Genomic DNA, 12,173 nt, shown 5'->3' with positions numbered 1-12,173 from the left:
CGTCGTCTCGGCGTGAGGGGTGCTGCGGTTCAGCGACCGCGGCGGCGGCGCAGGGCGCCCAGCGCCTCCTCGAGGAGCTCGGCGCCCTCGGCGGGGCTGCGGCGCTCCTTCACGTACGCGAGGTGCGTCTTGAAGGGTTCGTTCTTCGGGGCCGACGGCGGGTTGGCTCGGTCCTGCCCGGCCGGGAGACCGCAGCGCGGACAGTCCCAGCTCTCGGGCGCGACCGTGCCGACGTCGTCGGCGAAGCTCGGACGGGTCTCGTGACCCGCCGCGCACCAGTAGGAGATCCAGACGCGCGGCGCTGCATCGCCCCGCTCGGCCTCCCCCATCGGGCCTGCGCCCACCCGCGATCCACGGATCGCGCTTCCTCCACCGGCCATCGGTCGAACCCCCTAGATCACCACGAACTTCTGGATGAGCCCCAGCAGGAGCACCACGACACCCCAGAGAACGGCGGTGGCGATGGTGATCCGGTTGAGGTTGCGCTCGGCGACACCGGAGGAGCTCACGCTGGAGGAGAGGCCGCCGCCGAACATGTCGGACATGCCGCCGCCCTTGCCCTTGTGCATGAGGATGGTCAGGACCAGCACTGCGCTCGTGATCACGAGCAGCACCTGAAGTCCGATCCGAAGCGCGTCCACGGCGTGTGTTCCTTCGTTCGATGTCGCGCCACCGACGTGGTGGCGACTCAAGGATAGGCGATGGGGTGCGGTGCATCACACCGCACCCCACCGCCGGTCGTGCGGGGTCCTGCAGGTCGTTCAGATGGTCCCGGGTGGGACCGCCGGATCAGATTCGGTCGAACCCGGCGATGGCCGCGAACTGCTCCAGCACGAGGCTGGCGCCACCGACGAGCGTGCCGTCGACGTCGGGCTTCGCCATGATCTGGGCGACGTTGTCGCCCTTGACGCTGCCGCCGTACAGGATGCGGAGACCGGCGGCGACGTCCGCGCCGACGAGCTCGCCCACGCGCGCCCGGATCGCCTCGGCGATCTCCTGCGCGTCCTCGGGCGTGGCGACCTCACCGGTGCCGATGGCCCAGACGGGCTCGTAGGCGATGACGAGCGCGGCGACCTGCTCCGCGCTCAGGCCGGCGAGCGCGCCGTCGACCTGCGCCAGCGTGAAGGCGACGTGCTCGGACGCCTGACGGACCTCGAGGGCCTCGCCGACGCACACGATCGGGGTGATGTCCGCGCCGAGGGCGGCGAGGATCTTCGCGTTCACGAGGGCGTCGGACTCCGCGTGGTACTGACGACGCTCGGAGTGACCGATGATCGCGTAGCTCACGCCGAGCGCGGACAGCTGCGCGGCCGAGACCTCGCCGGTGTAGGCGCCCTTCTCCTGCGCGGAGATGTCCTGGGCGGCGTACCTCAGGCCGAGCTTGTCGCCGTCGACCAGCGTCTGCACGGAGCGCAGGCTCGTGAACGACGGCGAGACGACGACCTCGACCGCGTCGTAGTCGTGCTTGGCGTCACCGAGGGTCCAGGCCAGCTTCTGGACGAGCTGGATGGCCTGGTGGTGGTCCAGGTTCAGCTTCCAGTTGCCGACCATCAGGGGGGTGCGAGAGTTGCTCATGTCGTCTTCCTCAGTTCTCGAGCACGGCGAGGCCGGGCAGGGTCTTGCCCTCGAGCAGCTCGAGGGAGGCTCCACCACCGGTGGAGATGTGGCTGAAGCCGGACTCGTCGAAGCCGAGCTGGCGGACGGCGGCGGCGGAGTCGCCACCACCGACGATGGTGAACGCGCCGTCGGCGGTCGCGTCCACGAGGGCCTGCGCGACGGCGCGGGTGCCGCCGGCGAACGCGTCCATCTCGAACACGCCCATGGGGCCGTTCCACACCACGGTGCGCGAGGCCCTGATGGCCTCGGCGAACGCCTTCGCGGACTCCGGGCCGATGTCCAGACCGAGGGACTCGGCGGGGATCGCGTCGGCCGCGACGACCTCGTGCTTCGCGTCGGCGGCGAACGCCTCGGCGGCCACGATGTCGGTGGGCAGCAGGATCGTGACGCCCTTCTCCTCGGCGCGCGCGAGGTAGCCCTTGACCGTGTCGATCTGGTCGGCCTCGAGCAGCGACTTCCCGACCTCGTGACCCTGGGCCGCGAGGAAGGTGAAGACCATGCCGCCACCGATGAGCAGCGTGTCGGCCTTCTCCAGGAGGTTGGCGATGACGCCGAGCTTGTCGGAGACCTTGGAGCCGCCGAGCACGACCGCGTAGGGACGCTCGGGGTCGGCGATGGCCTTGCCGAGCGCCGCGACCTCGCCCTCGACCAGGGTGCCGGCCGCGTGCGGGAGGATCTCGGCCACGTCGAACACCGACGCCTGCTTGCGGTGCACCACGCCGAAACCGTCGGAGACGAACGCGTCGACGCCCCCACCGAGGGCCGCCAGCTCACCCGCGAGGGCGGCGCGCTCGGCGTCGACCTTGGAGGTCTCGCGAGGGTCGAACCGGACGTTCTCGAGCAGCGCGATCTGACCGTCGGTCAGGGTCGCGACGACGGCCTCCGCGCTCTCGCCGACCAGGTCGCCGGCGAGCGCGACCTCCTGGCCGAGCAGCTCGCCGAGGCGTGCGGCGACGGGAGCGAGCGAGTACCTGTCCTCGGGCGCGCCCTTGGGACGGCCGAGGTGCGCGGTCACGACGACCTTCGCACCGCCGTCGAGCAGCGCCTTGAGCGTCGGGAGGGCGGCGCGGATGCGGCCGTCGTCCGTGATGGTCGTGCCGTCGAGCGGCACGTTGAAGTCCGAGCGGACGAGCACGGTCTTGCCGCGCAGGTCACCGAGATCGGCGAGCGTCTTCACGAGGTGTCTCCTCCCCGCCCCTGCGGGCGGACGATGCAGTGGGGTGGGGCCGGTGCGACCGACGGGGTCGGTGCGCGTCCGGCGTAGCGACGCCCGCGCCCGCACCCGGAGGGTGCGGACGCGGGCATCCAGTCACAGCGGTGTCACGACGGCGCTAGCACCCGTCGATCAGAGCTTGCCGCCGACGTACTCCGTCAGCTTCACGAGGCTGGAGCTGTAGCCCCACTCGTTGTCGTACCAGGAGACGACCTTGACGAGGTCACCCGAGACCTTGGTCAGGCCGGCGTCGAAGATGCTCTGGTGCGGGTTGCCGACGATGTCCGAGGAGACGATCGGGTCCTCGGTGTACTCCAGCGTGCCGGCCATGGGGCCCTCGGCCGCAGCCTTGATCGCGGCGTTGACCTCCTCGACCGTGACCTCGCGCGAGGCGGTGAAGGTCAGGTCCGTGGCGGAGCCGGTGATGACCGGGACGCGCAGGGCGTAGCCGTCGAGCTTGCCCTTGAGCTCCGGGAGCACCAGGGCGACGGCCTTGGCCGCACCCGTGGTGGTCGGGACGATGTTCTGCGCGGCCGCGCGGGCGCGGCGCAGGTCCTTGTGGGGACCGTCCTGCAGGTTCTGGTCACCCGTGTAGGCGTGGATCGTGGTCATGAGACCACGCTCGATGCCGAACGCGTCGTTGAGCGCCTTCGCCATGGGGGCGAGGCAGTTCGTGGTGCAGGACGCGTTGGAGATGATGTGCTGCGTCTCGGGGTCGTAGTCGGTGTGGTTGACACCGACGACGAACGTGCCGTCCTCGTTCGAGGCGGGGGCCGAGATGATGACCTTCTTGGCGCCGGCGTCGATGTGCGCCTTGGCCTTGGCGGCGTCCGTGAAGAAGCCGGTCGACTCGATGACGATGTCGGCGCCGAGCTCGGCCCACGGGAGGTTGTTCGGGTCGCGCTCGGCGAGGGCGCGGATGGCCTTGCCGTCCACGACGATGTTGTCGTCGTCGTAGGTGACCTCGGAGGGCAGGACACCCAGGACGGTGTCGTACTTCAGCAGGTGCGCGAGCGTCTTGTTGTCGGTGAGGTCGTTGACACCGACAACCTCGATGTCGGCGCCCGAGGCGACGATGGCGCGGTAGAAGTTGCGGCCGATGCGGCCGAACCCGTTGATCCCGACGCGGATGGTCACGATTGGTCCTCCAAGCGTGCAGTGCACGCGGTCGTCCGGTGGCTCGCCCTACCCGGGCGGCCGGAGGGGGTCGTCCCCGTTTCTCCATCCACGACCCTACTACGCCGGGCACCTCCCGGCCCGGGGACGAGATGCCCGGGACAGGGTCGTGAAGACCTGACACACTGCGCTCCGCGCCGGGGCGCGGGGGCTCTCAGAGATCGAGCATCTCCGGCGTCAGGATGCTCTCCGTGTCGGGGATCCCGAGGTCGCTCGCGCGCTTGTCGGCCGTCGCGAGGAGACGCCGGATCCGGCCGGCGACGGCGTCCTTGGTCAGCTGGGGGTCGGAGAGCTGTCCCAGCTCCTCCAGGGACGCCTCACGGTGCTGCAGGCGGAGGCGGCCGGCCTCGATCAGGTGCTCGGGGACCTCGTCGCCCAGGATCTCGAACGCGCGCTGCACGCGGGCGCTGGCGGCGACGGCGGCGCGGGCCGAGCGGCGCAGGTTGGCGTCGTCGAAGTTGGCGAGACGGTTCGCGGTGCCGCGGACCTCGCGGCGCATCCGACGCTCCTCCCACGCCATGACGGCGTCGTGCGCGCCCATGCGCGTCAGGAGGGCGGCGATGGCGTCGCCGTCGCGCACGACGACACGGTCCACGCCGCGCACCTCGCGCGCCTTGGCGGCCAGGCCGAGTCGGCGCGCGGCGCCGACGAGCGCGAGCGCTGCCTCCGGTCCGGGGCACGTGACCTCGAGGGCGGCCGACCGCCCGGGTTCGGTGAGCGAACCGTGCGCGAGGAACGCCCCGCGCCAGGCGGCGACGGTGTCGGTCACGCTGGCGGAGACCACCTGGGGCGGGAGGCCCCGCACCGGGCGCCCCCGGGAGTCCAGGAGGCCGGTCTGGCGGGCGAGGGCCTCGCCGTCGCGCACGACCCTGACCACGTAGCGGTTGCCCTTACGCAGTGCGCCGCCGGAGACGACGATGATGTCGCTCGCGTGGCCGTAGACCTCGGCGATGGCGACGCGGATGCGCCGCGCGGCGGCGGCGTTGTCGAGCTCGGCCTCGATCACGATGCGGCCGGAGATGATGTGCAGGCCCCCGGCGAAACGCAGGGTCGCCGAGACCTCGGCCTTGCGACTGGAGGTGCGATCAACTCGGACCCTGGCCAGTTCGTCCTTCACGGCAGCGGTCAGAGACATGCCGGACATCCTGCCACGGGCCGGGCCCACGTGGCGCGTGAGGTCCCGATCCCGCCCCGCCTGCGAACGTCGCTGAGCGGCGTCGTTCCGCGCCTGACGGACCCACGCCGCGTCAGGGGTGCGTGAGGCTCCCCTCAGGGAAACTCGTGCGGTCAGGCCTCGCGCGCGACGTCGCCCCACGTGGCCGAGAACGCGTCGCGGTAGGCGGCGGCGAGGCGGAGCGGGTCGTGCCGGGCCGTGCCGTCGTCGGCCCTGACCTGGCGCAGCAGCAGTCCGGCACCGAGCTCGGCCGCGACCTCCTCGAGCTGGCCGACGTCGTCGACCCAGCCGGGATCAGCCACGACGACGTCGGGACGCAGGTCGGGGTCCACCTCGCGGAGCACGCGGACGTGGTCGGCCGCGGTGAAGCCGTCGGTCTCGCCCTCCTGCTGCTGCAGGTTGAGGGTGAGGGCGAGGTGCCCCGCCGCGTGGATGGCCTCGCGCAGCTGCCGCACCTGCAGGTGCGGCAGGACCGAGGTGTACCAGGAGCCGGGTCCGAGCACGACCCAGTCGGCCGCACGGATCGCCTCGATGGTCTCGGTGCACATCTCGGGCTCCTGCGGCAGCAGCCGCACGTTCGAGACGCGACCGCTGGTCACGGCCACGCGGCTCTGGCCGCGCACGACGATGTCCGCCTGGCCGCGACGCGTGACGTCCGCCTCGATGACGAGGGGTTCGGCGACCATCGGCAGCACCCGGCCGCGGACCCCGATGAGCTCACCGATCTGGTCAAGGCCGCGGACCGCCGAACCGGCGTGCTGCCACGCCGCGGCGATCAGCAGGTTGCCGAGCGCGTGCCCGTCGAGGTCGCCGTCGGTCACGAAGCGGTGCTGCAGGATGTCGTGCCACGCGCGGCCGCGAGGCGTGTCGTCGCACAGCGACGCCAGCGCCATGCGCAGGTCCCCGGGCGGCAGGATGCCCATCTCCTGCCGGAGCCGGCCCGAGGAGCCGCCGTCATCCGCGACGGTGACGACGGCCGTCAGGTCGGGCGTGAGGTGGCGCAGCGCCAGCAGCGACGCCGCGAGCCCGTGCCCACCGCCGAGCGCGACGATCTTCAGGGGCTCGATCCGCAGCGGATCGAGCGCACGCTCCGCCACCGCTACTCCCGACCCAGGTCGCGGTGGAGGTTGCGCACGGAGAAGCCCCGGGCGCGCAGCAGCTCCCCCAGGTGCTCCGAGAGCGCGACCGAGCGGTGCTTGCCGCCCGTGCAGCCGAACGCGATCGTCAGGTACGGCTTCTGCTCGGCGAGGTAGCCGGCCGTGATGGGTTCGACGAGGTCGGCGTACCCCTCGACGAACGCCTCGGCACCCGCCAGGCCGAGCACGTAGCTGGAGACGGCCTCGTCCTTGCCCGTGAGGTGGCGCAGCTCGGTGACCCAGTACGGGTTGGACAGGAAGCGCACGTCGACGACGTGGTCGGCGTCGAGCGGGATGCCGTACTTGAACCCGAAGCTGACGACCGTGATGTCCAGCGGGCGCTGGCCCTCGCCCGCGACCTCCGAGCGGACGCGCGAGGCGAGCTCGTGGACGTTGAGCCGCGACGTGTCGAGATAGACGTCCGCGCGGGCACGCAGGTGCTCGGTGAGCTCGCGCTCGGCCGCGATGCCGTCGAGGATCGTGCCCTCGTCCTGCAGCGGGTGCGGTCGGCGGACCTGCTCGAACCGTCGGACGAGGGTGGCGTCGTCGGCGTCGAGGAAGATGATGCGGTACTCGATTCCGTGGGCGCGGAAGGACTCGATGACGCCCTCGAGCTCGGAGAAGAACTCCTTGCCGCGTGCGTCGACGACGGCGGCCAGCCGCCGCACACCGCCCGTGGGCGACATCATGCCGACCAGCGGCGCCAGGAGCCGGGGCGGCAGGTTGTCCACGACGTACCAGTCGAGGTCCTCCAGCACCGCGGCCGCGCGCGAGCGACCGGCGCCCGACATGCCGGTGACGAGAAGCACCTCGCTGCGCTCCGAGGAGGGCTTGGTGGTCACGGACTCGAGCAGCGGGATGCCCCCGGGGACCGTGGGAGGGTCGTCCCGGTCGTGCTCGGGCTGGGCGTGCTCGACGTGCTCGGGCTGCTCGGGAGCGGTCATGCCTCCAGGATGCCAGGCTTCACGAGCGCCTCGTGGATCACGACGGCGAGCTTCGGCCCGATCCCCGGCACCTCGGCGATGACGTCGGGCCCAGCGGCGCGCACGGCCTTGACCGATCCGAAGCGCGCCAGGAGCGCGGCCTGCCGGGAGGGGCCGAGACCGGGCACGTCGTCCAGCACGGACCGGGTCATCGCACGTCCGCGGCGCTTGCGGTGGTGCGTGATGGCGAACCGGTGCGCCTCGTCCCGGACGCGCTGGAGCAGGTAGAGGCCCTCGCTCGTGCGCGGCAGCACCAGCGGGAAGTCCTCCCCCGGCAGCCACACCTCCTCGAGGCGCTTGGCCAGCCCGACGAGTGCGACGTCGGTGATGTTCAGCTCGTCCATGGCGCGGCGCGCGGCCGCGACCTGGGGCGGGCCGCCGTCGACGACGATCAGCTGCGGCGCGTAGGCGAACCGCTGCGGTCGTCCCGTGGTGGGGTCGATGCCGCGGATGATCGGGACGCCGTCGTCGTCGACCTCCTCCTGGCCCGCGCGCTCGGCGGCCATCCGCTTGAACCGGCGCGTGATGACCTCGTGCATGGCCTCGGTGTCGTCGCGCGCGCCCTCGCCGTCCGCACCGCGCACCACGAACTGGCGGTAGGCGCTCTTGCGCGGCAGCCCGTCCTCGAACACGACCATGGAACCGACCTGGTGCGTGCCCTGGAGGGTGGAGATGTCGAAGCACTCGATGCGCAGCGGGGACGAGCCGAGCTCGAGCTCGGTCTCGAGGTCCTGGAGCGCCTTCGAGCGCGCCGTGAGGTCGCCGGCGCGGCGAGTCTTGTGCAGCGCGAGCGCACCCTCGGCGTTGGTCAGCACCGTGGCCGCCAGGGCACGCTTGTCGCCGCGCTGCGGGACGCGCAGGCTGACCTTCGACCCGCGGATCTCCCCGAGCCACGTCTGCAGCTGCTCGGCGTCCTCCGGGAGGGCCGGGACGAGGACCTCGCGAGGCACGTCAGCGCCCTTCTCGGCGTAGACCTGCTGCAGCAGACGCTCGACGAGGGCGCCGTCGTCCAGGTCCTCCACGCGCTCGGAGACCCAGCCGCGCTGGCCGCGCACGCGACCGCCGCGCACGTGGAACACCTGGACGGAGACCTCGAGGTCGTCCTGCGCCAGCGCGAAGATGTCGGCGTCCGTGCCGTCGTCCAGGACGACGGCGTTCTTCTCCACGACGCGGCGCAGCGCCCCGAGGTCGTCGCGGAGCCGGGCGGCGCGCTCGTAGTCCATCTCGCCGGCGGCCCTGGCCATCTCGGCCTCGAGGCGCCGCACGAACGTGCCGGTGTCCCCCGCCATGAAGCGGCAGAAGTCCTCGGCGAGGTCGCGGTGGTCCTCGGGCGAGATTCGACCGACGCACGGGGCCGTGCACTTCTCGATGTAGCCGAGCAGGCACGGTCGGCCGCTGGCGGCCGCCGCCCGGAACACGCCGGACGTGCAGCTGCGGATGGGGAACACCCGCAGCAGCAGGTCGACCGTCTCCCGGATCGCCCACGCGTGGGAGTACGGGCCGAAGTAGCGGGTGCCGGTCCGCTTGGAACCGCGCATGACCGACACGCGCGGGATCTTCTCCCCCATCGTCACGGCGAGGTAGGGGTAGGACTTGTCGTCGCGGTACTTGACGTTGAACCGCGGGTCGAACTCCTTGATCCAGGAGTACTCCAGCGACAGCGCCTCGACCTCGGTGCCCACCACCGTCCAGACCACCCTGCTGGCCGTGGTGACCATGCGGGCGGTGCGCGGGTGCAGGGTGGGCAGCGGAGCGAAGTAGTTGGCCAGACGCTGCCGCAGGTTCCTGGCCTTGCCCACGTAGATGACACGGCCGGAGGGGTCGCTGAAGCGGTAGACCCCCGGCTTGGTCGGGATCTCCCCCGCTGCCGGCCGGTAGTCGCTGGGGTTGGTCACGGCGCGGCCCGGTCAGGCACTCGCGCCCTCACGCTCCGCAGCCGGCAGCAGGTCCTGCAGGAAGCTCCCGGTGTGGCTCTCCGGGACGCGCGCGATGTGCTCGGGGGTGCCCTCGGCCACGAGCGTGCCGCCGCCCGACCCGCCCTCCGGCCCCATGTCGATGACCCAGTCGGCGCTGCGCACGACGTCGAGGTTGTGCTCGATGACCAGCACCGAGTTGCCCTTGTCGACCAGGCCCTGGAGCACCTCGAGCAGCTTGCGGATGTCCTCGAAGTGCAGACCCGTGGTCGGCTCGTCGAGCACGTAGAACGTGCGGCCGTTGGAGCGCTTCTGGAGCTCGCTGGCGAGCTTGACGCGCTGCGCCTCGCCGCCCGACAGCGTGGTGGCGCTCTGGCCGAGGCGGACGTAGCCGAGGCCGACGTCGACGAGCGTCGTCAGGTGGCGGGCGATCGCGGGCGAGGCGGCGAAGAACTCGGCGGCCTCGGCGATCGGCATGTTCAGCACGTCGGCGACGGTCTTGCCCTTGAAGTGCACCTCGAGCGTCTCGCGGTTGTACCGCGCACCGTGGCACACCTCGCACTGGACGTAGACGTCGGGCAGGAAGTTCATCTCGATCTTCAGCGTGCCGTCACCCGAGCACGCCTCGCAGCGCCCGCCCTTGACGTTGAACGAGAACCGGCCGGGCATGTACCCGCGCACCTTCGCCTCGGTCGTCTCGGCGAACAGCTTGCGGACGTGGTCCCACACCCCCGTGTAGGTGGCGGGGTTGGAGCGCGGCGTGCGACCGATCGGGCCCTGGTCGACGTGCACGACCTTGTCGAGGTTGTCGAGCCCCGTGACGCGCTTGTGCCGGCCGGCGACGCGGCGGGCACCGTTGAGCTCGTTGGCCATCACGGTGTGCAGGATCGAGTTCACCAGCGTGGACTTGCCCGAGCCCGAGACACCGGTGACGGCGACGAGCTGGCCGAGCGGGAACGTGACCGTGACGTTCTGGAGGTTGTTCTCGTGCGCGCCAATGACCGTGACCTCGCGGCCCTTGGTGCGCGGACGGCGCTTGGTCGGGACGGGGATGCTGCGGCGGCCAGAGAGGTAGGCCCCCGTGAGCGACTCCTTCGAGGCGAGCAGACCGGCATAGTCCCCCGAGTGCACGACGTTGCCGCCGTGCTCCCCCGCGCCGGGGCCGATGTCGACGATCCAGTCGGCCATCCGGATGGTGTCCTCGTCGTGCTCGACGACGATGAGGGTGTTGCCCAGGTCGCGCAGACGCGTCAGCGTGTCGATGAGGCGGCGGTTGTCGCGCTGGTGCAGGCCGATGCTCGGCTCGTCCAGCACGTACAGCACGCCCACCAGACCGGAGCCGATCTGCGTGGCGAGCCGGATCCGCTGCGCCTCGCCGCCCGAGAGGGTCGCCGACGGGCGCGCGAGCGTGAGGTAGTCGAGGCCGACGTCGAGCAGGAAGCCCAGCCGCGCGTCGATCTCCTTGAGGACGGCCCCGGCGATGGCCTGCTCGCGCACGCCCAGCTCGAGGGTCTCCAGGAACGCGCGCGCGTCACCGATCGACAGCCCGCAGACGTCGGCGATCGAGTGGCCGGAGACGCGGACCGCGAGGACCTCCGGCTTGAGCCGCGCGCCGTCGCAGACGGGGCAGGCGATCTCGCGCATGTAGCCCTCGTAGCGGTCCTTCGACCAGTCCGACTCCGTCTCGGCGTGCCGGCGCTGGATGAAGGAGATGACGCCCTCGAAGCCGCTGGAGTACTGCCGCTCGCGGCCCCACCGGTTCTTGTACTTGACCTTCACCTCGTGGTCCTGGCCGTGGAGCACCGCCTTGCGCGCGCGCTCGGGCAGCGCGCGCCACGGCACGTCGACCGAGAAGCCGAGCTGGGCGCCCAGCGCCTCGAGCTGACGCTTGTAGTAGTCCGCCTGCTGACCCTGGCCCCACGGTGCGACGGCGCCCTCGGCGAGCGTGCGCTCGTCGTCGGGCACGACGAGGTCGGGGTCGACCTCGAGCCGGGTGCCGAGCCCGCTGCACTCGGGGCACGCGCCGTAGGGGGCGTTGAAGGAGAACGTGCGGGGCTCGATCTCCTCGAGCGAGAGCGTGTGCTCGTTGGGGCACGCCCGCGTCTCCGAGTAGCGACGCTCGCGGGCCGGATCGTCGGCGTCGGCGTCCACCAGCTCCACGAGCAGGACGCCCTCGGCGAGGCGCAGCGCGGTCTCGACGGAGTCGGTGATGCGCTGCTTGGCGGTCGGGCGCACCACGAGGCGGTCGACGACGACCTCGATGTCGTGCTTGAGCTTCTTCTCGAGCACCGGGGGCTCGCTCAGGGCGGCGACCGTGCCGTCGACCCTGGCGCGCGCGAAGCCCTGCGCCTGGAGGTCGCGGAACAGGTCGGCGTACTCGCCCTTGCGGCCGCGGACCACGGGGGCGAGCACCTGGAAGCGCGTGCCCTCCGGGAGCTCGAGCAGCTGGTCGACGATCTGCTGCGGCGACTGCGAGGTGACCTTCTCCCCGCAGACCGGGCAGAACTGCGTCCCGGCGCGCGCGAACAGCAGCCGCAGGTAGTCGTAGACCTCGGTGATCGTGCCGACGGTCGAGCGCGGGTTGCGGTTGGTCGACTTCTGGTCGATCGACACGGCCGGCGACAGACCCTCGATGAGGTCGACGTCCGGCTTGTCCATCTGGCCGAGGAACTGGCGCGCGTACGAGGACAACGACTCCACGTAGCGGCGCTGGCCCTCGGCGAAGATCGTGTCGAACGCGAGGGAGGACTTGCCCGATCCGGACAGCCCCGTGAAGACGATGAGGCGGTCGCGGGGCAGCTCCAGAGAGACGTCGCGGAGGTTGTGCTCCCGGGCACCCGAGATGATGAGACTCACCCAGCGAGCGTACTCGCCCCCACCGACAGGTAGCACACCTGTTCGACCTCGGCGTAACGCCGCTGGCCGCGTGGAGCAGGGTGGTGCGCGTCCGCCGCCCTAGGC

General features: G+C 71.5%; 10 protein-coding genes. All 10 read right to left on the bottom strand.

Features of this window, described 5'->3' with window-relative positions; translation table 11 throughout:
• Nucleotides 1–29: 29 nt before the first annotated feature.
• The 10 genes from SERN_RS10925 to uvrA all read right to left on the bottom strand — a co-directional run bounded on the left by SERN_RS10925 (nt 30) and on the right by uvrA (nt 12,059).
• Complete coding sequence (locus SERN_RS10925) at nt 30–380, bottom strand: RNA polymerase-binding protein RbpA (RefSeq protein WP_135850154.1); 351 nt, start codon at nt 378–380, stop codon at nt 30–32.
• 12 nt (nt 381–392) lie between these two features.
• Nucleotides 393–641 carry a preprotein translocase subunit SecG gene (gene secG / locus SERN_RS10920; protein WP_135850153.1) on the bottom strand — a complete coding sequence of 83 codons (249 nt, stop codon included), beginning with the start codon at nt 639–641 and terminating at the stop codon, nt 393–395.
• 148 nt (nt 642–789) lie between these two features.
• Nucleotides 790–1,575, bottom strand: coding sequence for a triose-phosphate isomerase (gene tpiA, locus SERN_RS10915; RefSeq protein ID WP_135850152.1), 786 nt, complete (start codon nt 1,573–1,575; stop codon nt 790–792).
• Between the two features lie 10 nt (nt 1,576–1,585).
• Nucleotides 1,586–2,794 carry a phosphoglycerate kinase gene (locus SERN_RS10910; RefSeq protein WP_135850151.1) on the bottom strand — a complete coding sequence of 403 codons (1,209 nt, stop codon included), beginning with the start codon at nt 2,792–2,794 and terminating at the stop codon, nt 1,586–1,588.
• 168 nt (nt 2,795–2,962) lie between these two features.
• Nucleotides 2,963–3,967: a type I glyceraldehyde-3-phosphate dehydrogenase gene (gap, locus tag SERN_RS10905; protein WP_135850150.1), complete on the bottom strand. Its 1,005-nt coding sequence runs from the start codon at nt 3,965–3,967 to the stop codon at nt 2,963–2,965.
• Nucleotides 3,968–4,160: 193 nt separating this feature from the next.
• Nucleotides 4,161–5,141 carry a DNA-binding protein WhiA gene (whiA, locus tag SERN_RS10900; protein ID WP_135850149.1) on the bottom strand — a complete coding sequence of 327 codons (981 nt, stop codon included), beginning with the start codon at nt 5,139–5,141 and terminating at the stop codon, nt 4,161–4,163.
• A 152-nt stretch (nt 5,142–5,293) separates the two neighbouring features.
• Entirely contained in the window at nt 5,294–6,277 is a 984-nt protein-coding gene (locus SERN_RS10895; protein WP_135850148.1) for a gluconeogenesis factor YvcK family protein, read from the bottom strand.
• A gap of 2 nt (nt 6,278–6,279) precedes the next feature.
• The gene (rapZ, locus tag SERN_RS10890; protein WP_135850147.1) at nt 6,280–7,260 is read right to left on the bottom strand and encodes an RNase adapter RapZ; all 981 of its coding nucleotides are present in this window, start codon (nt 7,258–7,260) and stop codon (nt 6,280–6,282) included.
• The gene (uvrC, locus tag SERN_RS10885; RefSeq protein WP_135850146.1) at nt 7,257–9,194 is read right to left on the bottom strand and encodes an excinuclease ABC subunit UvrC; all 1,938 of its coding nucleotides are present in this window, start codon (nt 9,192–9,194) and stop codon (nt 7,257–7,259) included. Before uvrC ends, rapZ begins: the two co-directional genes overlap by 4 nt.
• 12 nt (nt 9,195–9,206) lie before the next feature.
• Nucleotides 9,207–12,059 carry an excinuclease ABC subunit UvrA gene (gene uvrA, locus SERN_RS10880; RefSeq protein WP_408640873.1) on the bottom strand — a complete coding sequence of 951 codons (2,853 nt, stop codon included), beginning with the start codon at nt 12,057–12,059 and terminating at the stop codon, nt 9,207–9,209.
• Between the last annotated feature and the right edge of the window lie 114 nt (nt 12,060–12,173).

The organism is Serinibacter arcticus, assembly GCF_004786095.1.
In the GTDB taxonomy this organism is placed as follows: Bacteria; Actinomycetota; Actinomycetes; order Actinomycetales; family Beutenbergiaceae; genus Litorihabitans; species Litorihabitans arcticus.
The sequence above is the reverse complement of the archived record's forward strand: the minus strand, read 5'-3'. Positions and strand labels throughout refer to the sequence as shown.

Bases quoted from the DNA above. Each gene is read 5' to 3' on its own strand.
- whiA (WP_135850149.1), bottom strand. From the start codon at position 5,141: ATGTCTCTGACCGCTGCCGTGAAGGACGAACTGGCCAGGGTCCGAGTT.
- SERN_RS10925 (WP_135850154.1), bottom strand. From the start codon at position 380: ATGGCCGGTGGAGGAAGCGCGATCCGTGGATCGCGGGTGGGCGCAGGC.
- rapZ (WP_135850147.1), bottom strand. From the start codon at position 7,260: ATGACCGCTCCCGAGCAGCCCGAGCACGTCGAGCACGCCCAGCCCGAG.
- tpiA (WP_135850152.1), bottom strand. From the start codon at position 1,575: ATGAGCAACTCTCGCACCCCCCTGATGGTCGGCAACTGGAAGCTGAAC.